Here is a 23076-nt window from a genome sequence, read left to right on the forward strand (position 1 = left end):
GGATGAAGAGCTATGAAAAAAGCATATCTAATAGAAATCCATCCAACAAAAGAACAAATAACCCGAATAAATCAGACTATTGGTGTGTGTAGATATGTTTACAACATGTATATCTCTAAAAACAAAGAGTTGTATGAAGCCGAAGGAAAGTTTCTAGGTGGGTATGACTTTTCAAAATGGTTGAACAATGTCTATACAAAAGAATGTGACCAGTGGATAAAAGGAGTGTCGAGTAAAGCTGTAAAACAAGCCATTATGAATGGAGATAAAGCTTTTAAGCGGTTTTTTAAGGGTTTATCTAAGTTTCCACGATATAAGAAAAAGAAGAAGCAAGATGTGAAGTGCTATTTTCCGAAAAATAACAAAACAGATTGGACAGTAGAAAGACATAGAGTAAAAGTTCCAACGATTGGTTGGATGAGGTTAAAAGAATATGGGTATATCCCCAAAAATGCGATTGTAAAAAGTGGAACGATAGGTAAAAGAGCAGGAAGATATTTTGTATCTGTGCTTTGCGAATGGAAAGAAGCAGAAACGAAGCCAATACTCAATCAAACAGGTTTAGGTATTGATTTAGGGGTGAAGGATTTCGCTATACGTAGCGATGGTATCGTTCATGAAAACATCAACAAAACAATACAAGTAAAAAAGATAGAAAAACGGTTAAGACGTGAGCAACGTTCTTTATCACGTAAATTTGAAAATATAAAAAAGAGAGGTGAACAATCTGTTACTAACAAAAGAGCGAATATAGAGAAAAACATTCTTAGGGTGCAAAAACTACATGCCCGGCTCGCAAATATTCGATTAGCGTATGTAAAGTCTATTGTAAATGATGTGGTGAAAACCAAGCCAACGTTTATTACAGTGGAGGATTTGAATGTGAAAGGTATGATGAAGAACAAACATCTATCTAAAGCAGTTGCTAAGCAGTGCTTTTATACATTTAAAACATGGTTATTGACGAAATGTGAGGAATATGGAATCGAACTACGTCAAGTAGATACATTCTATCCCTCGTCAAAGTTATGCTCATGTTGCGGTCAAAAGAAAGTAGACTTAAAGCTGTCCGACCGAGTATACGAATGTGACTGTGGAAATGTAATAGATAGAGATTTGAACGCGTCAATCAACCTTTTACAAGCAAAAAAATATACAATACTAACGTAAATAGATTGTATATATGTACGGTGGGCTACATCGGAATTTACGCCTGTGGAGTGTTACAGCAAACTGTAGTAGCGAATTAGTGGCGAGACAGGACACGCAGAAGCAGGAATACTCTAAGAATGTACATTTGTCTATATTTTTAGTAGCAGTGGAATAATGCAAGATATTAGTATTTTTTTAGCGTTTGGAGCTGGGTTCTTATCATTTATATCCCCATGTTGCTTACCGCTTTATCCGGCATTTTTATCATACATAACAGGTATGTCGGTTTCTGAATTGAAAGAAGAAAATGCAATGCTTCGCAAAAGAAGTATGATACATACAGCGTTTTTCTTACTTGGGTTTTCTATTATATTTATCGCAATTGGATTTGGTACAAGTTTTATCGGAGGAGTTTTTACGGATTATAAAGATTTAATTAGACAGTTAGGTGGTATATTTATCATCGTATTCGGTCTTATTATTGTCGGTGTATTTAAGCCGAAGTTTTTAATGCAAGATCGTAAATTTGCTTTTAAAAACCGTCCGAGTGGTTATTTTGGTTCAGTTTTAATTGGATTGGCATTTGCTGCTGGATGGACACCTTGTACTGGGCCTATATTAGTGTCTGTAATTGGATTAGCGGCAACAAATCCAGAATCGGCAATGATTTATATGATTGCTTACATACTTGGATTTGCGATTCCCTTTTTCGTACTTTCATTCTTTATTACGAAAATGTCTTGGATTAAAAGAAATAGTATGGCGTTCATGAAAGTCGGAGGATACATTATGATTGTCATGGGAATCTTCCTATACTTTAATTGGATGACGAAAATCATCGTATATTTCTCAAGTTTATTTGGTGGATTTACCGGTTTTTAGTATTATTCTGTGAAAATGTTGGAAATACTAACGGAAAAGCATATAATGAAATTATATTTTTCATATAGCCACAAAAAAGGATGAGAAAATATGAACATAGTTCTGTTATCAAGTATCGTTGCTGTTTGTATGGCTGTCGGTGCGATGTTTATTCGTTTAAAAGCAGCTAAGAAACCTGCAACATTGAAAAAAATTATACTCCCACCGTTTTTTATGAGCACGGGAGCATTGATGTATGTTTTTCCAGAGTTTCGATTAACTCCAGCAGAAATGTTAGAAGCGATTGTCGTTGGTCTATTTTTCTCCATTTTTCTTATTAAAACATCTAAATTTGAAATACGCGGACAAGAGATTTATTTGAAGCGTTCAAAAGCATTTGTATTTATTTTAATTGGATTACTTGTAGTGCGTATCGTGTTTAAAACATACTTAAGTCAATCTCTTGATTTAGGACAACTTAGTGGTATGTTCTTCTTACTTGCGTTTGCAATGATTGTTTCATGGAGAATTGCAATGTACCGTTCCTTTACAAAATTACAGAAGGAAATGGAAAAAGAAGACGGTTTTTATAATGAAAAAGATATGAAATTAACGTGAAAATTGTATATGGATAAAATAAAAAATACAGCGTCTTTGACGCTGTATTTTTTATTGGTATTGTTAGCACCTTCTGTCCCAACCACGACGTATAAAACGTTTACCATTGATGTTAACTTGTTGAAAATAGGAAAAAAATGAAGATTATTTTGCAAGTAAAGTTTTATAATTCGAATAATCAATCTTTTTTTCTTGTAGTTTTTTAACTAAAAATTTATGATCACGCTTTGGTGTGGCGATGATATATCCTTTAATAATTAAATCTTGTGTAATTTTAGAGGCATTTTCTTGTAATGCTAGTTCCCCAATTTTCCCAGCAATTTTTGATTTAGCAACATCGCGAAATAATTCCGGAACGGGACTTACTAGTTCTTCTAACAATTGTTTTTGTTCGTCAGCCCATAAGTGTCTCGTTTTATTAATATAGTGATCTTCCCAATCCAAAATGGACATACCGTCTTCTTTTGGTAACCGTTTTAGGAATTTTCTGAACATGAAATATCCACCAATGGACATAAGCCCTAATAATACAACAGTCCAAACGACTATAAACCAACTAAACCATCCTTCAAGCAATTGTATGCCCTCCTTTAACGAAAGCAATATTTTGTATTTTATTTATATTATAAGCAATGAGATTCATAGAAAGCAAGAACGCTTGATCATTTTGACCAAGCGTTGTGATTTAAACGAAGTATAGTTGTTCAACACATAAAATATCATTGTCATTTTCTACATATTCAATGATGAGTGTGCCAACTTTACGATCTTTATCTTCAGTTGTGAAAATAGAGTAAGAAGTAAAACGTGTTGTTGATAGGCCGCTTATATGTGTAGGTAAAGGAATGTAGTCGTTATCGCGGAAGAATTCCATCAGTTCAATATTTTCAAATTCTTTTCGGTCAACTTGTTTGTTTGTATAGCGGCGTTGAAGTTGTTTTAAAGATTCATTCCAAGAAATTGCTTTTGTGTCGTATACCATTGTTCTATCTCCTTACTGTATGTAATTATTAAGAACATACGTTCTAATCTAGTATACTCTTTTTATAAGAAAAGGGAAAGCAAAAAATAATGTAAGCTTGGATTTCCAAGCTTACATTATTGATGCGTCCGTCATAATCTCTATTTTTTATTATAAGTTAGATAAGAATAAGAAACAAGATGATATATATCTCGTTGATAGTTTTCAAAATTCTGTATATTATCAATGTATTAATAAGAAAAGGGAATGAGAGGGATGGTATACGTAATTTCACTTCAAGGACCGATGGCAAGTGGAAAAACAACATTGGCCAAAAGCTTAGAGCGATGTGGGCTTTCAGTTATATATGAAAATCCTTATCCAATTGTAGAAAAGCGAAAAAAATTAAATTTGGATATGTGTACAAAAGAGGGGTTTATTACAAATCAAAAAATGTTTATTGAAGCAAAAATAAAAGAGTTTCAAAATGTGAAAAGTTCAGTCGTGATTTTTGATCGTGGGCCAGAAGATATTGAATTTTATACACTCTTTTATCCGAAAGTGATAGGGAAAGAGTGGGGTATAGAAACAGAATTAAAAGATGAATTGTATAAATTAAGAGAATGCCGTTCGGATGCAATTTTTTATTTAGATGTTTCGAAAGAGAGTTTGTATGATAGGAGAAATAATGATAGGACAAGAAATCGAAGTACATTTGAGGAACAATTTAAAGTAGTAGAAGTTGAAAAAGAATGGTATAAACAATTTCCCGTAACTTATGTGGACACTAATATATTATCAGTGGACGAATTAGAGGCATATTTTATAGGGTGGCTAAGGGAGAAAAGGCTATGAAAAAAATATTATTATTCGTATACCCGACATTTGCAGAGTTTGAAATAACGGTAGCAACAGCATTGCTGAAAAAGAAATATGAAATCATTACAGCGGGTTTAACAAAAGAAATGATTATAAGTGAAACAGGCTTACAAGTACAGCCGCATATAGAATTAAGTGAAGTGCGTGTAGAAGAATATGAGGGGATTATCATTCCGGGCGGAGATGAAATACATATGAAAGAGGCGAAACTGCTTTTTTCAGTTATTCGTCAATTTTCTGAGCAAGGAAAATTAGTGGCAGCGATTTGTGCTGGACCGTATGCGTTAGCAAGAGCAGGTTTACTAAAAGAAATCTCTTATACAGTGACCATAGATTATCAAAAATTAGATTGTTTTCCAGTAGAAAATTTTGTGTATACAGAAGTTGTACAGCACGCAAATATTATTACAGCACAAGGACATGCATTTGTGCCATTTGGACTAGCGATTGCCTCCTATTTTGGAGTAGTAAATGAACATAATACAAATTTTTATAGTGGAAAGGGCAATATGATGATGGAGAATCTGTTACCAGAAAACGTGTAAAAGCTAGCAAATGCTAGCTTATTTCCTTTTTACATCGATAAATCACTAACGTTTTCGGATCGCTCCATATACCGTCATGAATTGTTAATTCATTTTCTATTTCTTTTTTCAGCCAGTCCTTCATTTCGGTGTGAAGAGACATATTATCAGGTATATTCAGTGACGGAAACATGCTAGAAATATAGTTTACGATTGGAGTGGCATGATGAAAAACAAGTGCATTATGAATAATTGTTTCTTCAACAGTTGGAAAAACAGATTGTAATAGCTCTTTACCATTTTCTAAACAAAATGGAGCTGCTGACGGTGATGTTTTTGGTAAATCAAATGCGACTAACATTTTGTTACACATTTCATCTATACGAGGCAATGAAACTTTAGAATTTGTTGTAGCTAAAAGGGCGCCGCCAGGACGAATTATTTTATGGAATCCTTGAATAGTTTTTTCGACATCTTTCATGTGGTATAACATATGCCTTGCGATTACCCAATCATAACAATTAGCTTCGAAAGGAAGTTTACTGGCATCACCGAGTTTCCATTCAATCATATTATTCGTTATAGCGGCTTCAGAAAGCATAGTTTCTGATTGATCAAAACCGGTTAGATGTCCTTTATGACCATTCGTTTGCAAAAGGGAAAGGAATTTTCCGTTAGCGCACCCGACCTCTAATATTTTTTCCTCCCCTTGGAGTTGTAAATGTTCAATGACGACTTCATCTACATTCACTCGTTTCTCTTCGAAATGTTTATGCGTATCGATACGTGTTTGTAAATGGCTACTTACGTTGTATTGGCGTTTTACATCATTCATTTTTTCACAGTCCACCTTTATGCAAAATTGTTGGATTGCATGTGTTAATACGTCTGTTTTCTTTAAAGCTTCGTAATGGAGTGCCGATTCAAACCTTGCAAGTAATTTTTCTTCAATTCGAAAATGAATATCTTTTCGCTTCGCCACTGAAATCTCGCCCCTTTGTATCTGTTAGTGAGACTATAGCACGTCTAAAAAAAATCTGTAAATAAATTGTGTACACAAGTATGAGAGGGATAAAAAATTTCTTGAATAATATTTTAAACTATTGACGATTTAACCGTTTTCATATATTCTTAAATTAAGTAATATTCAAATAATTCAAAAGAAATGAGAGAGTCACATGCTTCTTCAAGGAACACATCGAATTGGTCGTATGGCTATGCTGTTGGCACTTGCGGATGAGAATGAAAGTCCCGTATTATCTATTCCAAAAGGTTGGAAATATTGTACTGGGAAAGTTGGTTCTATGAATTCGCAAAAAGTAGTAGCAGCAATGGAAACAGCGGCTAAGAGCAACCGAGTTATTGAAACAGATGTTTACAGAGAAACACATGCACTTTATCATGCAATTATGGAAGCTTTGTACGGAGTGACGAGAGGTCAAATTCAGTTAGCAGACGTTCTTCGTACAGTAGGACTTCGCTTTGCAATTGTGCGCGGTACACCATACGACGGAAAAAAAGAAGGCGAATGGGTTGCTGTTGCACTTTATGGAACGATTGGTGCACCTGTAAAAGGATCTGAGCATGAGGCGATTGGTTTAGGAATTAATCACATATGATTTGCCCATAGTCTATTAGTTAGAAGGGGGCCTTATTTTTTAGGACAGAAGTCTGTCTTAAAAAGATAAGGTCCCCTTTTGCCTTTATAAGGAGGAAAAAGAATGATTACGTTAACAGGACATACATTGACAGTTGAAGAAATGAAGAGGTTGTTACTTGAAGGTGAAGGTGTAACAGCTTGTCCAAATAGTATGCAAAAGGTAGCGGAGTGCCGCGAAGTAGTTGAGAAAATCGTAGAGGATGGAAAAGTCGTTTACGGTATTACAACTGGATTTGGAAAGTTTAGTGATGTGCTTATTCAAAAAGATGATGTAAAGGCACTTCAGCATAATTTAATTCAGTCACATGCGTGCGGAATAGGCGATCCATTCCCGGAAGAAGTATCACGCGGTATGTTAATTTTACGAGCGAACACGATGCTTAAAGGAGTATCGGGTGTTAGACCACTTGTTGTAAATATGCTTCTTGAGTTTGTAAATCGTAAAATTCATCCGGTCGTTCCTCAACAAGGATCACTAGGAGCGAGCGGTGATTTAGCACCTTTATCTCATCTTGCTCTCGTTTTGTTAGGTGAAGGTGAAGTGTTCTACAAAGGAAAACGAGTTCATGCGATGGTTGCTCTTACAGAAGAAGGAATTGAACCTATTGAACTTGAAGCAAAAGAAGGTCTTGCGTTAATCAATGGTACACAGGCGATGACAGCGCAAGGGGTTCTTTCTTATATAGAAGCTGAAGCAACGGCTTATCAATCTGAATTAATTGCATCGATGACAATGGAAGGATTACGCGGCATTATTGATGCATTCGATGAAAATGTTCATAAAGCGCGCGGTTATAAAGAGCAAGTGGAAGTAGCAAGCAGAGTTCGTGACATTCTTCATGATAGTAAACTTATTACAAAACAAGGAGAACTTCGTGTACAAGATGCATATTCACTTCGTTGTATCCCGCAAGTTCACGGTGCTTCTTGGCAAGTTTTAAATTATGTGAAAGAAAAATTAGAAATTGAAATGAATGCAGCAACAGATAATCCACTTATTTTTGATGGCGGGGAAAAAGTAATCTCTGGTGGTAATTTCCACGGACAACCAATTGCATTTGCAATGGACTTCTTAAAAGTAGGGATGGCGGAGCTTGCAAATATTTCAGAGCGCCGTATTGAACGCCTAGTAAATCCGCAATTAAATGACTTACCACCATTTTTAAGTCCAGAACCAGGACTTCAATCAGGTGCCATGATTATGCAATATGCAGCGGCTTCACTCGTTTCAGAAAATAAAACGTTAGCTCATCCAGCGAGTGTAGATTCAATTCCGTCGTCAGCTAACCAAGAAGATCACGTAAGTATGGGAACAATCGCTTCACGTCATGCGCATCAAATTATTCAAAATGCAAGACGCGTTCTTGCAATTGAGATGATCTGTGCGATGCAAGCAGCAGAGTATCGCGGGATTGAAAACATGAGTACAGTTACGAAGGTCTTCTATCATCAAGGTCGTCAGCAAGTGCCTTCTATTACAAATGACCGTATATTCTCAACGGATATCGAAAATATCACGCATTGGTTAAAAACGAACTATTCAATAAAGGAAAGATTGGATGTAAATGCAGCACTATAAAACGAGAAAAGGGAGAGATTGAAATGGAAAAAGTACAACAAACAATTCGTGCGGCAAGAGGTACTGAGTTACAAACGAAAGGATGGGTTCAAGAAGCTGCACTTCGAATGTTAATGAACAATTTAGATCCTGAAGTAGCTGAAAAACCAGAAGAATTAGTTGTATACGGAGGAATTGGCCGTGCAGCTCGTAATTGGGAAAGCTACCATGCAATTGTTGATTCATTAAAAACATTAGAAAGCGACGAAACGTTACTTGTTCAATCAGGAAAACCAGTTGCAATTTTTAAATCGCATGAAGATGCGCCTCGTGTTCTTTTAGCGAACTCAAACTTAGTACCAAAATGGGCGAACTGGGATCACTTCCGTGAACTAGAGAAAAAAGGCCTAATGATGTACGGACAAATGACAGCGGGTAGCTGGATTTACATTGGAACACAAGGGATTTTACAAGGAACATATGAAACATTTGGAGAAGCGGCACGTCAACATTTCGATGGTTCATTAAAAGGTACTGTAACGATTACTGCTGGTTTAGGTGGCATGGGCGGGGCACAACCGCTTGCTGTAACGATGAACGGCGGTGTTGTAATTGCTATTGATGTAGATAAGCGTAGTATCGATCGTCGTATTGAAAAGAGATATTGTGATAAGTATACAGAATCATTAGAAGAAGCACTGGCTATTGCAAACGAGTATAAAGAGAAGAAAGAGCCCATTTCAATTGGATTATTAGGTAATGCAGCAGAAATTTTACCTGAGTTAGTAAACCGTAATATTATCCCTGACTTAGTTACGGATCAAACTTCTGCACATGATCCATTAAACGGTTATATTCCAGTAGGTTACACAGTAGAAGAAGCAGCGAAACTTCGTGAAGAAGATCCAGAACGTTACGTACAATTATCGAAAGAAAGTATGACAAAACATGTGGAAGCAATGCTTGCAATGCAAGAAAAAGGTGCGATTACATTTGATTACGGAAATAACATTCGCCAAGTTGCTTTCGATGAAGGTTTGAAAAATGCCTTTGATTTCCCAGGATTCGTTCCAGCATTTATTCGTCCGTTATTCTGTGAAGGAAAAGGACCATTCCGCTGGGTAGCACTTTCTGGTGATCCAGAAGATATTTATAAAACAGACGAAGTGATTTTACGCGAGTTTGCTGATAACGAGCATTTATGTAATTGGATTCGTATGGCACGTCAGCAAGTTGAGTTCCAAGGTCTTCCATCACGTATTTGTTGGCTTGGTTATGGCGAGCGTGCAAAATTTGGCCGCATTATTAATGAAATGGTGGCTAATGGTGAATTATCAGCACCGATCGTTATCGGCCGTGACCATTTAGATTGTGGATCAGTAGCATCTCCAAACCGTGAAACAGAATCTATGAAAGACGGTAGTGATGCAGTAGCAGACTGGCCAATTTTAAATGCATTAATTAACAGTGTAAACGGTGCAAGCTGGGTGTCTGTTCATCACGGTGGTGGCGTTGGTATGGGTTATTCACTTCACGCTGGAATGGTTATCGTTGCAGATGGAACAGAAGCAGCGGCAAAACGTATTGAACGCGTATTAACTTCTGACCCTGGTATGGGTGTTGTTCGTCACGTTGATGCTGGCTATGACTTAGCGGTTCAAACTGCGAAAGAAAAAGGCGTTAACATTCCAATGATGAAATAAGGAGGAAGAAACATGCTGGACACTTTACTAATAAATATCGGTCAATTACTAACAATGGATCAAGAAGATGGCTTGTTAAGACGGGAAGCGATGAACACGCTTCCTGTTATTGAAAACGGTGCTGTCGGAATTGAAAATGGCGTGATTACTTTCGTTGGAACAGCGGAAGAGGCTAAAGGATTACAAGCGAAAGAGGTTATTGATTGCGGCGGGAAAATGGTTTCTCCTGGTCTTGTAGATCCGCATACTCATCTTGTATTTGGTGGATCTCGTGAAAATGAAATCGCGCTGAAATTACAAGGAGTTCCGTACCTAGAAATTTTAGAACAAGGCGGAGGTATTCTTGCAACTGTAAATGCAACGAAACAAGCATCGAAAGAAGAACTTGTTCAAAAAGCAAAATTCCATTTAGACCGTATGCTATCTTTCGGTGTAACAACCGTAGAAGCGAAGAGTGGTTACGGATTAGATGATGAGACGGAATGGAAACAATTAGAGGCAACTGCACAATTACAAAAAGAGCATTCAATTGATTTAGTTTCAACATTTTTAGGTGCTCATGCAGTTCCGAAAGAGTATAAAGGAAGATCGAAAGAATTTTTACAATGGATGCTAGATTTATTACCAGAGATGAAAGAGAAGCAATTAGCTGAGTTCGTTGATATTTTCTGTGAAACAGGTGTGTTCTCTGTAGAAGAATCAAAAGAATTTTTATTAAAAGCGAAAGAGCTGGGCTTTGATGTGAAAATTCATGCAGATGAAATCGACCCTCTTGGTGGTGCGGAAGCAGCGGCTGAAATCGGTGCAGCGTCAGCAGACCATTTAGTTGGCGCTTCTGATAAAGGAATTGAAATGCTTGCGAATTCTAATACAGTAGCGACTTTATTACCAGGAACAACTTTCTATTTAAATAAAGAAAGTTTCGCACGCGGCCGCAAAATGATCGATGAAGGTGTTGCTGTTGCTTTAGCTACAGACTTTAACCCAGGAAGCTGTCCAACTGAAAACATTCAGCTTATTATGAGTATTGCAATGCTGAAACTGAAAATGACACCAGAAGAAGTCTGGAATGCCGTAACAGTTAACTCATCTTATGCCATTAATCGAGGCGATGTAGCTGGGAAAATTAGAGTTGGTCGTAAGGCGGATTTAGTTTTATGGGATGCTTATAATTACGCTTACGTACCGTACCATTACGGCGTAAGTCATGTGAATACAGTATGGAAGAATGGTAATATAGCATATACAAGAGGTGAACAATCGTGGAGCACGGCCACTATTTAAAGAAAAATGCAAAGTTTATCGATCGTGAAGTGACGAAATGGAGCGAGATGATTAAAGATTGGGAGGAAGGGGAGGAAATATTCGGTGCGGCCTTAATTGGAGCACCCCTTTCTAAACCATCTATTAGTCATTCGGGAGCATGTTTTGCGCCAAAAACAATTCGTTCAATGTTAGATGCATATAGCACGTACGCAATTACAGAAGAACACGATATGAAAGAAAGTGTTCTTCATGATTGCGGTGATATTACGATGCATGTGACAGATATAAAAGAGAGTCATAACCGAATTGCGAAAACAGTTGGTCACTTGACGGAAGTAAATCCGAAAATGATACCAATCGTTCTTGGTGGTGACCACTCGATTAGTTTTCCGAGTATAACTGGTTTTGCAAATAGTAAAGGAAAGGTCGGTATTATTCAATTTGATGCCCATCATGATTTACGTAATTTAGATGATGGTGGTCCATCAAATGGTACACCGTTCCGTAGTTTACTAGAAAACGATGTGATTACAGGAAAACAACTCGTTCAAATTGGGATTCGTAATTTTTCAAATGCACGAGCGTACCATGAATATGCAAAAAAGCATGGCGTGACAGTGTATACAATGAAAGATGTAAGAGAGCGAGAAATAAAAGACCTTATTTCAGAAAGTATTGAAGTATTAAGAAAACAAGGTGTGACTTCTATTTATATTTCTCTTGATATGGACGTATTAGACCAAGCGTTTGCGCCAGGCTGTCCAGCAATCGGTCCTGGTGGAATGGATAGTACAACTTTACTTGATGCAATTGAATTCCTTGGTAAAGAGCCACTCGTTCAAGGGATGGATATAGTAGAAATTGATCCAACTCTTGATTTTAGGGATATGACGAGTAGAGTAGCTGCGCAAGTGATTATGAGTTTTCTGTTAGCGCGAGAAACGATTAGTAAACAGGTTAGTATATAAGCGAAGGATCGTGTGTGAAGTTTTGAAGCAACCGTTTTTGTCATTATATAAAAATACATCGCTACTTATATGTAGTGATGTGTTTTTTTTGTTTTACAAGGTATATAAAATTGGAGAAAATGGGTGTAGAAATGTAACAAAATCGCGGGTTTTTTAGTGTTTCTGTACAGCTTGAATTTTTATGTGTAAATAAATTGACATAGAAAATAATTTTGTGATATTATAAAAATTTTGCTAAAAAAATAAATGTGTGTTAAGATTGAGAAGGTTACCATATATGGAGGTGGATTATTTGTTTCAAATTGGCGATAACATCGTTTATCCAATGCACGGAGCAGGTATAATTAAAGCCATAGAAGAAAAGGAAATCTCAGGAGAAAAAAGACAGTATTATGTTATAAAAATGTCGGCTAGTAATATGGAAGTAATGATTCCTATGGGGAAAATATTGAGTTCAAATATACGACCAGTTACAGATATAAAGGCATTAACAAACATAATAGATATTTTTCAGCATGGGGAATCAGATAGATTACTTACGTGGAAACAAAGGTATAAATTAAACACTGATAAAATAAAAACGGGTAAAATACAAGAAGGTGCTGAAGTTGTACGTGATTTATTACGTATGCAGAAAGAAAAAGCACTTAATGCAAGCGAAAAGAAAATGTTAGATAACGCACATGAATTTTTGATTAGTGAACTGGGATTAATTGAAGGTATCACAGAAAATCAACTAAAAAGCTTTTGTTAAGATTCATTGTAGATAATGTATTACATCCCAAAAAAGATCTTGAATTTTTTGGGAATATAATTATAGAAAATCAATCATTTCAAAGACATTCAACTCTTTCAAACCACTTTTAGAGCACTAACCTCTTTTGTTATTACTACAATTTAATCCATTTTTATTTTTTAATTTCTTTTACGAATGTTCGAAGTTTAATTAAATAACTCGATAAAATAGTTACTTGATTTTTGCAATCCTGATTCACACTGGCACGGACGAGGAGCCGTAAGGATGAAAGAGAGGTAGGGCTTTCATTGTTTTAGGTATATAAGTTATTATTTTTAGAAGAATACTGAACCACTCCCACTTCTATTGTTAAGAGATTTTCCATATGTGAGGAGATAATAATTGTTTATTTTCTTTATTTAAAAGAGATAAACGAATTGTTAGCCTTATATGGTCAACTAAAAAAGGTTTCCTACTTAGGAAACCTTTTTAATTTTATTTATTCCATTTCAGGATATTTTTGTTTTGTTAGTTATCGGGAAAAAGTAAACAAATGTTACTCCATTACGATAATAGGTTTAATCGTTTTTCCTGTTTTAGAATCTTCAAATGCTTGAGCAATTTCTTCAAAAGAATAGAATTGTACAAACTTATCGAATGGGAATAGTCCTTTTTGATAGAAATTAATTAATTTTGGAATGAATAGTTGCGGTACTGCATCACCTTCAACTACCCCTTTAATTGTAATAGCTTTTACGACAATTTCATTTGTTACGTTTAAAGTTAAATCCTTTTTACCAACAGCAACAGTTGCCATTGTACCTTTTACTCGTAAGCATTGAATGGATTGCAGTGTAGCAGTATTTACGCCAGTTGTTTCAAATGAGTAATTAGCTCCACCGTTTGTAATTTCTTTAATTTTGGCAACTGGATCTTCGTTTAAGCTATTAATCGTGTGTGTAGCCCCTAATTCCTTCGCTAATTCTAAACGACTATCATGAATATCAATGGCAATGATTGTAGTACATCCAGCAATTTTAGCTGCCATTAAGCCACTAAGGCCAACAGCACCGGTTCCAAATACAACTAGGCTACTACCTGGTTTTGGCTGTAATGAATTTAGGATCGTACCGCTACCAGTCATAATTCCACAACCAAGTGGTCCTAACAAACGTATATCAACATCTTTTGGTACTTTTACAGTATTATTCTCATCAACCACGGCATGGTATGCGAATGAAGATTGGCCGAAGAATTGAGAAATGTCATTATTGTTAAGATCGTGTATAGGTGTTACATGGCGTTTGTTTTTTCCAGAGAAGTTTAATTCAATCATATTTTCGCAAGCAGCAGCATTACCATCTAAGCAATTTTCACAATGACCACAGTAAGCGAATCCAAGTACAACATGGTCACCAGGTGTAACCGATGTTACATTACTTCCCACTTTTTCCACGATACCAGAACCTTCATGTCCTAAAACAACTGGTTTTGGTGTTGGCATTGTACCGTCTAAAACTGTTGCATCTGTATGACATATACCCGAAGCGATAATTTTTACTAATACTTCATCGTCTTTAATCTCGTCTAAGTATACTTCTTGCATATTAAAATCTTTTTCAGGTGTAGAAACGATAGCTTTTGTTTTCATTGTTATCCTTCTTTCTAAAAGTTAAATAAGAAAAAATACTTTCAACTATCTAGGAGTCTTTTATTAGTTCCTAAAATTTCGTTGGTATAATTAAAAAACAAATGAATTATTGAAACCTCGTTAGTGTAAGTTTGAACATAGTACATTGGAAACAGGTTCTTTTTGGTTAGTAAATAGTTAAATAATTAATTACCAATATATTCTATAGTAATAAAACTAGAAAAAAAGAAAACATCCACTTAATAAGTATTTTCCTCATCCACTTACTGGACATTAGAATAAACAGTAGATTCCTGAATTTCAGAACCCTTAAAGTTAAAAACGGTTAGTTTTATTATACGAATATTCCTACGTAAGAGCGTATAAATTGACGTTACTATCTAAAAGTAAGTATGATGCGATTATAGTTAGATTTTTTTAGGGGGAAGAAAAATGACAAGTTCAAATAATAAAGCGGCAAGTATTTATGAAGGAACAAATATAAACGCTTGGGGGTCTTTTGAAAATATTGAAGAAACGAAGTTATTTCATCCGATTCAAATTGGGTCTTGGTCTCTTCGTAATCGCATAGCGATGGCACCGATGACGAGATGTTTTGCAAATAATGAGACTGGAGTCGTTGGTGCTGACGTAGTCGAATATTACCGAAAACGTGCTGCTGATGGGATTGGACTAATTATTACAGAAGGAATTGTCATTAGTCAGAGAGCAAAAGGGAATCCAGGAGTACCAGGTATTTATACACAAGCGCAAGTCGATTCTTGGAAACCTGTTACAGAGGCAGTACATAAAGAAGGCGGAACGATTATTGCTCAAATATGGCATGTTGGACGTATGAGTCATCACGAAATAATTGGTGGTCAAATGCCGCAAGCACCTTCTGCTATTGCTGCGGAGGGGAATGTTCCGCGTTTTCGTAAACCGTTTGATACACCAGAAGCAATGACAATAGAAGCAATAAAAGAAGTTATCGGTCAATATGCACAAGCCGCAAAGAATGCGATAGAAGCTGGATTTGATGGTGTAGAAATTCACGGTGCACACGGATATTTAATTGACCAATTTACTTATGAATTTGCGAATAAGCGTACTGATAAATACGGCGGTGACTTAAAACAAAGGTTAACGTTTATGAAAGAAGTTGTTCAGGCTGTAATTGAAGCAGTTGGAGCTGATAAAACGCTTCTTCGCTTCTCTGCCTTTAAAGGTGATAATCCTACTTATATGTGGGAACATCCTGAACTTGCAATTGAAACGTTTGTAAATATGTTTAAAGAAGTTGGATTAACGATGATTCACCCTTCAACGATGAATTATACGCAAGTTATTGCTGACGGCAAGAATTTTCATCAATTAGTAAGAAAGTATTGGGATAGTACTATCGTAGGAGTAGGTAATTTGAATCCGAAAGAGGCAGAAGAAGCACTGCAAGAAGGAACAATTGATGTAGCGGCGTTCGGAAGACCATTAATCGCTAATCCAGATTTTGTTCAGCGAATTAAAAATGCTGAAAGTTTGGTTGAATATGACGCGAAAGAGCATCTTGCTACGTTAGTGTGAATAAGGATAAAAAGAGAACACATGGAGTGTTCTCTTTTTATTATGGAATTTCATATATAGGGGGAAGCGGAATGAGTGAAGCGCTACTCATTATTATTAGTATATTGCTCTTTTTGATGCTACTTTTAATTGTCTTTTTTATCATTACATTTTTTATTAAAAAACGGACGCATCATTCTATATTAAAACTGCATCCATACTTAGGTAGAATGCGCTATTTACTCGAAAAAATAGGCCCGGAATTTCGGCAATATTGGTTTGATCATGATACTAACGGAAAGCCCTTTTCGCGCTACGATTTTCAAAGTGTTATGTTTCTAGCAAAATACCGTTCTGAAATACTTGGTTTTGGATCAAAACGAGATTTTGAGGAATCTGGCTATTATATTGCTAATACATTATTCCCCACATTAACAGATGAATTAAGTGTGAATCTCACGCAAGAACGTGAGGGGAAAAAATATATGATTCATAAAGAAGGGTTATTTTCAAGAAGAGAAAAATTGACAGCGGATACAACAAACCTTTGGTTGTATGAAGAAGATGATGCAATTATAGTCGGTGAAAATCGTAAATATCCATGGAAACTGTATGGGATGTTTGGAGCGTCAGCGACATCTTACGGTGCGATTGGAGAAAATTATATTTTATCAGCTGGGTTTGGTGCAAAAATGGCAGGTGGTTCGTGGATTAATACTGGGGAAGGGGGCGTTATTCCAGAACATTTACATACGGGGGCAAATATCGTTGCCCAAATTGGTCCGGGATTATTTGGATACCGTGACGAGGACGGGAATTTTTCGATGAAGGAATTTATGGAGAAGGCGAAAGAAAGTAATATTAAAGCGTTTGAATTGAAATTTGGGCAAGGAGCAAAAATACGTGGTGGTCATTTAGAAGGACAGAAGGTAAATGAGAAAATCGCTTCCGTTCGGAAAGTACGAGAAGGAGAAACGATTAATTCGCCAAATCGTTTTTCATTTATTAGTAGTGCCGCAGAGGCTTTATATTTTATTCAAGATTTACAAGAAAACGGTGGTAAACCAGTGGGCATGAAAATTGTAATTGGTCAACAGAAGCCTTTGGAAGATTTATTAAAAGCAATGAAAGAATTAAACATCTATCCAGATTTTATTACAATCGACGGTTCAGAAGGTGGATCAGGGGCAACATATAAATCGATGGCAGATAGTATGGGGCTTCCGCTTATACCGGCATTACTTACATTTATTGATACAGCAAATCATTACGGTGTCAGGGATAAATTAAAGGTGTTTGCCTCCGGGAAATTAATCACGCCAGATAAAGTGGCGATTGCTTTAGCTATCGGTGCAGATGCCGTAAATTCAGCACGCGGATTTATGATGGCAAGCGGTTGTATTATGGCACTTCAATGTAATTCAGGACAATGCCCATCTGGGGTTGCAACCACGAATCCACACTACCAAAAAGCATTAGATCCGTATGAGAAAAAATGGCGAGTAATGAACTATGTTATTAGTATGAGATATAGTTTGTTTTCATTAGCGGCAGCAGCAGGGGTAAAGAGCCCGCGCCATTTAACGAGAGAGCATATTGTGTTTAAAGATGAGATGGGGAAAGTAGTTCCACTTTCGGAATTGTTTCCTTCCGTAATTGGGAAGTAAATATGTAGCTGAACAAAAAAAATCAAAAAAGTCATACATTTGTATGGCTTTTTTGGTTATGGGAAAAGTAGAAATTTATTACATGAATGTTCCCGCTTTTCGGTTGCTCTTTTTCAAACAAATTATTTGATGGAGATGAGTTGTCAGAATATTTTTTTTGATGAAAAAATGAAACGATATCCGCATTGACAATAAAAACTAATTAGACTATAATAAATCTCGAATTCAAGATATTTTTTGAAGGATAGTCAAAATCATAAAATCAATATTTAAAATATAATCATAAGAACTGTAGTTTTTTTGTAAATTATCTCGAATTCGAGATAATTTTTGAACTAAATGAAATGTGTTAGTTTTTTAGAGAAATACCTCAATTTTGAAAAAGATAGTATTGCGGATTGAACTTTATCATACGGACAAAATGAATAATGAATTTTAGCGAATAAACGTTTTTTGTAATGAAATAAAAAAAGGGGTGGAGAAAGTGGAAAAGAAAACGATGGGAATTCATCATATTACAGCAATCGTAGGTCACCCACAAGAAAATGTAGATTTTTATGCAGGTGTATTAGGATTGCGTTTAGTAAAACAAACAGTGAATTTTGATGATCCAGGTACGTATCATCTTTACTTTGGTAATGCAGGAGGAAAGCCTGGAACAATTATTACGTTTTTCCCATGGGTAGGTGCTCGTCAAGGTATTATTGGGGACGGTCAAGTAGGCATTACGTCTTATGTCGTACCAAAAGGTACAATGGAGTTTTGGGAAAATAGATTAGAAAAATTCGACGTACCGTATACAAAAATGACTCGGTTTGGAGAACAGTATATAGAATTTGATGATCCACATGGTTTGCATATAGAATTAGTTGAAAGAGAAGAGGGCGAATTAAATAATTGGACTTTTGGGGAAGTTACGCCAGAAGTAGCAATTAAAGGATTTGGCGGTGCTGTTCTTTTATCGGCACAACCTCAAAAAACTGCTGAATTGTTAGAGCATGTTATGGGTCTTGAGAAAGTAGGAGAAGAGGGAGAGTTTATGCGGTTCCGTTCTTCTGCTGATATTGGAAATATTATCGATTTGAGATTATCAACAATTGGACGTGGGCAAATGGGTGTTGGTATAGTTCATCATATTGCTTGGAGAGCGAGTGATGATGCTGATCAATTAGACTGGAAAGAGCATGTGTCTCGCTTTGGATATGGTGTAACCCCTGTACAAAATCGAAACTATTTTAACGCAATTTATTTTAGAGAACACGGCGAAATCTTATTTGAAATTGCAACAGACCCTCCTGGTTTTGCCCATGACGAATCTTTAGAGACGATGGGTGAGGAGTTAAAATTACCGGACCGATATGAACAACATAGAAAACAAATTGAACAGACACTCTTACCATTTGAAGTGAGAAATCTAGATTAAAGTGATTGAAAGGGGAAAAGGAATATGTTGAAACATGTTTTTCAAAAAGGAAAAGATGAGTCAAAACCAACGCTATTATTGCTTCATGGTACGGGAGGAAATGAATTAGATTTATTACCGCTTGCAGAAAGAATTGATCCAAAAGCATCTGTATTAAGTGTTCGTGGAAATGTATTAGAAAATGGGATGCCTCGTTTCTTCCGCCGATTAGCAGAAGGTATTTTTGATGAAGAGGATCTTGTTTTCCGTACGAAGGAATTAAATGAATTTTTAAATGAAGCAGCAAAAACATATGAATTTGATAGAGATAATATCGTAGCTGTGGGGTATTCAAATGGAGCAAATATTGCAGCAAGTTTATTATTCCATTATGAAAATGCATTAAAAGGTGCCATTCTTCATCATCCAATGGTCCCAAGAAGAGGGATAGAACTTCCTAATTTAGTAGAGAAAGCAGTGTTTATTGCTGCTGGAACAAATGATCCAATTTGTTCACCTTCTGAGTCAGAGGAATTGAAGGTGCTATTAGAAAATGCAAATGCTAATGTAACAATGCATTGGGAAAATAGAGGACATCAATTAACGATGAATGAAGTAGAGAAGGCAACAGAATGGTATGAAAAAATATTTTCACATGCATAAATAGTAGACTAAATCGAGTGTAAAATCATAAAGATTTTATACTCGGTTTTTTTGTTGCAATTTAAGGGATTAAAAGGGAATAGGAAAGTTATGTTAAAATATAAAGAAAAGCAAAAGGATTCCTGTTGTGTTAATGAGCGGGAGTGTCGATTATTCTAATAATGGGGGAAACTATTAGATGGCAAACTACGAAAATGAAGAAATGCTAACGGGAGGCAATGTCTCAAACGTATATCGTTCGGAAGATACAGTTCGACGAGAATTAAAGCAAGGCAGTACCAAAATTCATAAGCTATTAAATCATTTGGAAAACAAAGGTTTTAGTTATGCACCAAAGTTTTTAGGTATTGATGATAAAGATAGAGAGATATTATCATTTATTGAAGGGAAAGCTGGTAATTATCCTTTAAAAGAGTACATGTGGTCTAATGATGTTTTAAAAGAAATAGCGAAGATACTCTGTCTTTATCATGATGCTGTGAGTGATTTTCCGTTATCAGATGATTGGAAACCGATGGATAATACTCCAAATAAAATAGAGGTTGTATGCCACAATGATTTTGCAATATATAACATTATTTTTAATAACGAAAAACCAGTAGGTATTATTGATTTTGATGTTGCTGTTGCTGGTCCTGGACCAAGACTTTGGGACATAGCCTATACTCTTTACACTTGTGTCCCATTAAGTAGAGTTTATTATACGGAAACAGGTGAGGCAGTTTATTATAATTCATTACAGCATGCGGACCGTATAAAACAAAGGGTTAAATTGTTTTTTGAATCTTACGGTGGGGGTATGGAAGAAGATTGTCTTGAGATGGTATTGCTACGATTAGAAGGGTTATGTAAATATATGAAAAGAAAAGCTAAAGAAGGCGATATAAACTTCCAAAAGATGATAGATGAAGGACACCTTGAACATTACGAGAATGATATTCAGTTTATTCGTGAACATGGAATAGAGTGGATTTAATAAAATAAGTCGTATACGCTAAAAAGCTCAGAGTCATATAGGGACTTTGAGCTTTTTAGCGTATTAGTGTAGATGTTTTCCACAATAACTGAACTATTTATAACAGATATCTTTTACTATATTCATGTAGCATAGTTAAGAGTTTGTTACAGGCTGAGATGTAGCAATTGGTAATTGGATATCGACAGTTGTTCCTATGTTTAATTCACTTGAAATGAATAATTTTCCGTGATGTTCTTGAATGATTTTATAGCACATCATTAAGCCAAGGCCAGTTCCTTTTTCTTTCAAGCTATAAAAAGGTTCGCCAAGACGAGCCATGCGCTCTTCAGGAATCCCACAACCTTCATCGATAATGCGTATTGAAACAAAATCATGTTCTAATGAAGTTGTTTGAATGAATATGTTACCACCATCAGGCATCGCCTCGATCGCATTTTTTACTATGTTAATAAAAACTTGTTTTAATTGATTACTGTCACATTGAATGTCAGAAATATAATCGAAATGGTCCATGATGATATGAACGCTATGCATAATTGCTGTTGGTAAAATAAAAGTTACAACTTCTTCAATTAATGTTTGTATGTTGCATGAATGAATAGATAACACTTGTGGTTTAGACATTGCCATAAATTGGCTTGTTATAGATTCCATTTGTGAAATCTCACTCAGCATAACGTCCACATACCATCTATTTTCCTTATTTATTTCTGGATGTAATAATGTTAAAAATCCTTTTAATGAAGTGAGCGGGTTTCTAATTTCATGTGCAATTCCAGCTGTCAGTTGTCCTACTACTGCAAGCTTTTCGGATTTTCGTAATAACTTTTCAGTTTCTTTTAGTTCGGTAACGTCTCTTCCCATTACTATAAGACCTTTGCGTGAGCCATCAGGGTGGAAGAGTGGGACTTTTGAAATACTTAAAACTAGGTCGAAATCATCTCTATGTATAATAAATTCCTCTCCGTGAAGAATTTGTCCTTTTTGCCATGTTAGTTCATCGACTTCTTCACAATGCAAAAAAGATTCGCGGTACGCTTCGTTATATTGAATGAGTTCATTATCTCTTTTTCCATGATAAGGAACGTTATGGAAATTGAAACAAGAAAGCGCATAGTCATTCGCCTCAAGCCAGCGTCCTTTATGATCCTTAAAAATAACAAACGCAGGCATTGAATTCATTAATGTGCGTAATCGTTTCTCACTCTCTTGTAATACTTTCTCAATTCTTTCTGATTTTTCAAGGGGTTTCATAATGGCGTATACACCTGTTAAACGGTTTTTAACAAAAATAGGAACTAATTTTGTTACGACATCTAGTAAATATCCGTCTTTATGATAAATAGAGACGATATACTCTTTTTGATTGTCAGCTGCAGTATTTTTTATGTATTGTAGCACTTGATCAGAAATATGTGCTTCTAAAATAGAAGTGATTGTTTTTCGTTCCAATTCGTTAGAAGTATAACCTAATATTCTTTCAGCAGAGGGGTTAATATGTAAAATAACTCCTTCTAAATTCAATGAAATAATACTATCAGGGTTATGTTCGAAAAGAGATGCGTACATTTCTGCTAAAGAACGATTTTGTATATGGTTTCGCAGGCGTCCAGATACGTTCGGATGACGCTTTTTTTGAGTAGATGAATATTTTTTACGACTCATAATATTTCCTCCGTACAATTAGCATCTAAAAAAGATGGATCTATTAATAACTATAATATAGGTGTGACGTGTATTTCTATAAAAAATGGAAATTACAGAATAAATTTTCTTTTTTTATTATTAGTGGAAGGTATAAAAGGTAGTAATAAGAGAATCTTATATTGTTTTATTAATTTTTTGTAAGTTACATCAATGTATTTTCGTTATAACATTAGACTAGAAGAGGGGGAGAAAAATGAAAAGCTATATTCAAGGGATCGATCATGTACAAGTGGCGGCACCTGTAGGATGTGAAGAAGTAGCACGAGAATTTTATGGTAATAAAATTGGTATGAAGGAAATTCCGAAACCAGAAGGGTTAAAGAAGCGTGGCGGATGTTGGTTTAAGTGTGGAAATCAAGAGATTCATATTGGAGTCGAGCAAAACTTTAATCCAGCTAAAAAAGCACATCCAGCTTTTTATGTTTTGAAAATTGATGAATTTAAACAAGAGTTAATAAAGCAAGGTGTTGAAGTAATAGATGATAATGCACGACCAGACGTGATTAGATTTTACGTATCAGATCCGTTTGGAAATCGAATTGAATTTATGCAAAATAAAAACTAGGTGAAGGTCCACCTAGT

General features: G+C 35.7%; 22 protein-coding genes. 17 read left to right on the top strand and 5 right to left on the bottom strand.

The features are described from left to right. Window positions 1-12 precede the first annotated feature (12 nt). The 3 genes from MKX77_RS06745 to MKX77_RS06755 all read left to right on the top strand — a co-directional run bounded on the left by MKX77_RS06745 (window position 13) and on the right by MKX77_RS06755 (window position 2631). Window positions 13-1170, top strand: coding sequence for an RNA-guided endonuclease InsQ/TnpB family protein (locus tag MKX77_RS06745; protein ID WP_341306103.1), 1158 nt, complete (start codon window positions 13-15; stop codon window positions 1168-1170). A 156-nt stretch (window positions 1171-1326) separates the two neighbouring features. Next, window positions 1327-2034: a cytochrome c-type biogenesis protein CcdA gene (gene ccdA / locus MKX77_RS06750; RefSeq protein ID WP_201031601.1), complete on the top strand. Its 708-nt coding sequence runs from the start codon at window positions 1327-1329 to the stop codon at window positions 2032-2034. Between the two features lie 90 nt (window positions 2035-2124). Continuing rightward, on the top strand, window positions 2125-2631 hold the full coding sequence (locus MKX77_RS06755; RefSeq protein ID WP_002160885.1) for a CcdC family protein: 507 nt from the start codon (window positions 2125-2127) through the stop codon (window positions 2629-2631). Between the two features lie 144 nt (window positions 2632-2775). On the opposite strand, the gene MKX77_RS06760 is transcribed toward MKX77_RS06755, so the two are convergent. Together MKX77_RS06760 and MKX77_RS06765 are read right to left on the bottom strand one after the other, a co-directional pair. Next, on the bottom strand, window positions 2776-3207 hold the full coding sequence (locus MKX77_RS06760) for a DUF2621 domain-containing protein (RefSeq protein ID WP_341306104.1): 432 nt from the start codon (window positions 3205-3207) through the stop codon (window positions 2776-2778). A 109-nt stretch (window positions 3208-3316) separates the two neighbouring features. Further along, on the bottom strand, window positions 3317-3613 hold the full coding sequence (locus MKX77_RS06765) for a hypothetical protein (RefSeq protein ID WP_341306105.1): 297 nt from the start codon (window positions 3611-3613) through the stop codon (window positions 3317-3319). 255 nt (window positions 3614-3868) lie between these two features. Between MKX77_RS06765 and MKX77_RS06770 the strand changes: the two genes are divergently transcribed. Together MKX77_RS06770 and MKX77_RS06775 are read left to right on the top strand one after the other, a co-directional pair. Further along, on the top strand, window positions 3869-4447 hold the full coding sequence (locus MKX77_RS06770; protein WP_341306106.1) for an AAA family ATPase: 579 nt from the start codon (window positions 3869-3871) through the stop codon (window positions 4445-4447). Beyond that, window positions 4444-5016, top strand: coding sequence for a DJ-1/PfpI family protein (locus MKX77_RS06775; protein ID WP_341306107.1), 573 nt, complete (start codon window positions 4444-4446; stop codon window positions 5014-5016). Before MKX77_RS06770 ends, MKX77_RS06775 begins: the two co-directional genes overlap by 4 nt. Window positions 5017-5029: 13 nt before the next feature. Here MKX77_RS06775 and MKX77_RS06780 read toward each other — a convergent pair whose 3' ends face one another. Continuing rightward, on the bottom strand, window positions 5030-5977 hold the full coding sequence (locus MKX77_RS06780) for a class I SAM-dependent methyltransferase (protein WP_341306108.1): 948 nt from the start codon (window positions 5975-5977) through the stop codon (window positions 5030-5032). A 196-nt stretch (window positions 5978-6173) separates the two neighbouring features. Between MKX77_RS06780 and hutP the strand changes: the two genes are divergently transcribed. From hutP to MKX77_RS06810, 6 genes are all read left to right on the top strand, one after another. Then, complete coding sequence (hutP, locus tag MKX77_RS06785; RefSeq protein WP_000926519.1) at window positions 6174-6614, top strand: hut operon transcriptional regulator HutP; 441 nt, start codon at window positions 6174-6176, stop codon at window positions 6612-6614. A 102-nt stretch (window positions 6615-6716) separates the two neighbouring features. After that, window positions 6717-8234 carry a histidine ammonia-lyase gene (gene hutH, locus MKX77_RS06790; RefSeq protein WP_341306109.1) on the top strand — a complete coding sequence of 506 codons (1518 nt, stop codon included), beginning with the start codon at window positions 6717-6719 and terminating at the stop codon, window positions 8232-8234. Between the two features lie 23 nt (window positions 8235-8257). After that, a complete protein-coding gene (gene hutU, locus MKX77_RS06795; protein WP_341306110.1) occupies window positions 8258-9916 on the top strand; it encodes a urocanate hydratase in 1659 nt (552 codons plus the stop codon). Window positions 9917-9928: 12 nt separating this feature from the next. Beyond that, entirely contained in the window at window positions 9929-11200 is a 1272-nt protein-coding gene (gene hutI, locus MKX77_RS06800) for an imidazolonepropionase (RefSeq protein WP_341306111.1), read from the top strand. Continuing rightward, complete coding sequence (gene hutG, locus MKX77_RS06805) at window positions 11179-12150, top strand: formimidoylglutamase (RefSeq protein ID WP_341306112.1); 972 nt, start codon at window positions 11179-11181, stop codon at window positions 12148-12150. Before hutI ends, hutG begins: the two co-directional genes overlap by 22 nt. 292 nt (window positions 12151-12442) lie before the next feature. After that, a complete protein-coding gene (locus tag MKX77_RS06810) occupies window positions 12443-12904 on the top strand; it encodes a CarD family transcriptional regulator (RefSeq protein WP_341307938.1) in 462 nt (153 codons plus the stop codon). Window positions 12905-13442: 538 nt separating this feature from the next. On the opposite strand, the gene MKX77_RS06815 is transcribed toward MKX77_RS06810, so the two are convergent. Then, window positions 13443-14537 (bottom strand): NAD(P)-dependent alcohol dehydrogenase, encoded by a 1095-nt coding sequence (locus MKX77_RS06815; protein WP_341306113.1) that lies wholly within the window; start codon window positions 14535-14537, stop codon window positions 13443-13445. Window positions 14538-14969: 432 nt separating this feature from the next. Between MKX77_RS06815 and MKX77_RS06820 the strand changes: the two genes are divergently transcribed. The 5 genes from MKX77_RS06820 to MKX77_RS06840 all read left to right on the top strand — a co-directional run bounded on the left by MKX77_RS06820 (window position 14970) and on the right by MKX77_RS06840 (window position 20784). After that, entirely contained in the window at window positions 14970-16097 is a 1128-nt protein-coding gene (locus MKX77_RS06820; RefSeq protein WP_341306114.1) for an alkene reductase, read from the top strand. A gap of 71 nt (window positions 16098-16168) precedes the next feature. Then, complete coding sequence (locus MKX77_RS06825; protein WP_341306115.1) at window positions 16169-17743, top strand: FMN-binding glutamate synthase family protein; 1575 nt, start codon at window positions 16169-16171, stop codon at window positions 17741-17743. A gap of 484 nt (window positions 17744-18227) precedes the next feature. Beyond that, a complete protein-coding gene (locus MKX77_RS06830; protein ID WP_341306116.1) occupies window positions 18228-19166 on the top strand; it encodes a ring-cleaving dioxygenase in 939 nt (312 codons plus the stop codon). Window positions 19167-19190: 24 nt separating this feature from the next. After that, a complete protein-coding gene (locus MKX77_RS06835) occupies window positions 19191-19808 on the top strand; it encodes an alpha/beta hydrolase (RefSeq protein WP_341306117.1) in 618 nt (205 codons plus the stop codon). Between the two features lie 178 nt (window positions 19809-19986). Beyond that, window positions 19987-20784, top strand: a complete 798-nt coding sequence (locus MKX77_RS06840; RefSeq protein ID WP_341306118.1) for a phosphotransferase — start codon at window positions 19987-19989, stop codon at window positions 20782-20784. A 135-nt stretch (window positions 20785-20919) separates the two neighbouring features. Here the strand turns inward: MKX77_RS06840 and MKX77_RS06845 are convergent, their stop codons facing one another. Beyond that, window positions 20920-22452, bottom strand: coding sequence for a BA3702 family sensor histidine kinase (locus MKX77_RS06845; RefSeq protein WP_341306119.1), 1533 nt, complete (start codon window positions 22450-22452; stop codon window positions 20920-20922). A gap of 235 nt (window positions 22453-22687) precedes the next feature. Here MKX77_RS06845 and MKX77_RS06850 point away from each other — a divergent pair, with 235 nt between their 5' ends. Then, window positions 22688-23059 carry a VOC family protein gene (locus tag MKX77_RS06850; RefSeq protein WP_215553822.1) on the top strand — a complete coding sequence of 124 codons (372 nt, stop codon included), beginning with the start codon at window positions 22688-22690 and terminating at the stop codon, window positions 23057-23059. The last annotated feature ends 17 nt before the right edge of the window (window positions 23060-23076 follow it).

The sequence above is a fragment of the Bacillus sp. FSL R9-9410 genome (assembly GCF_038050385.1).
Lineage (GTDB): Bacteria > Bacillota > Bacilli > Bacillales > Bacillaceae_G > Bacillus_A > Bacillus_A cereus_U.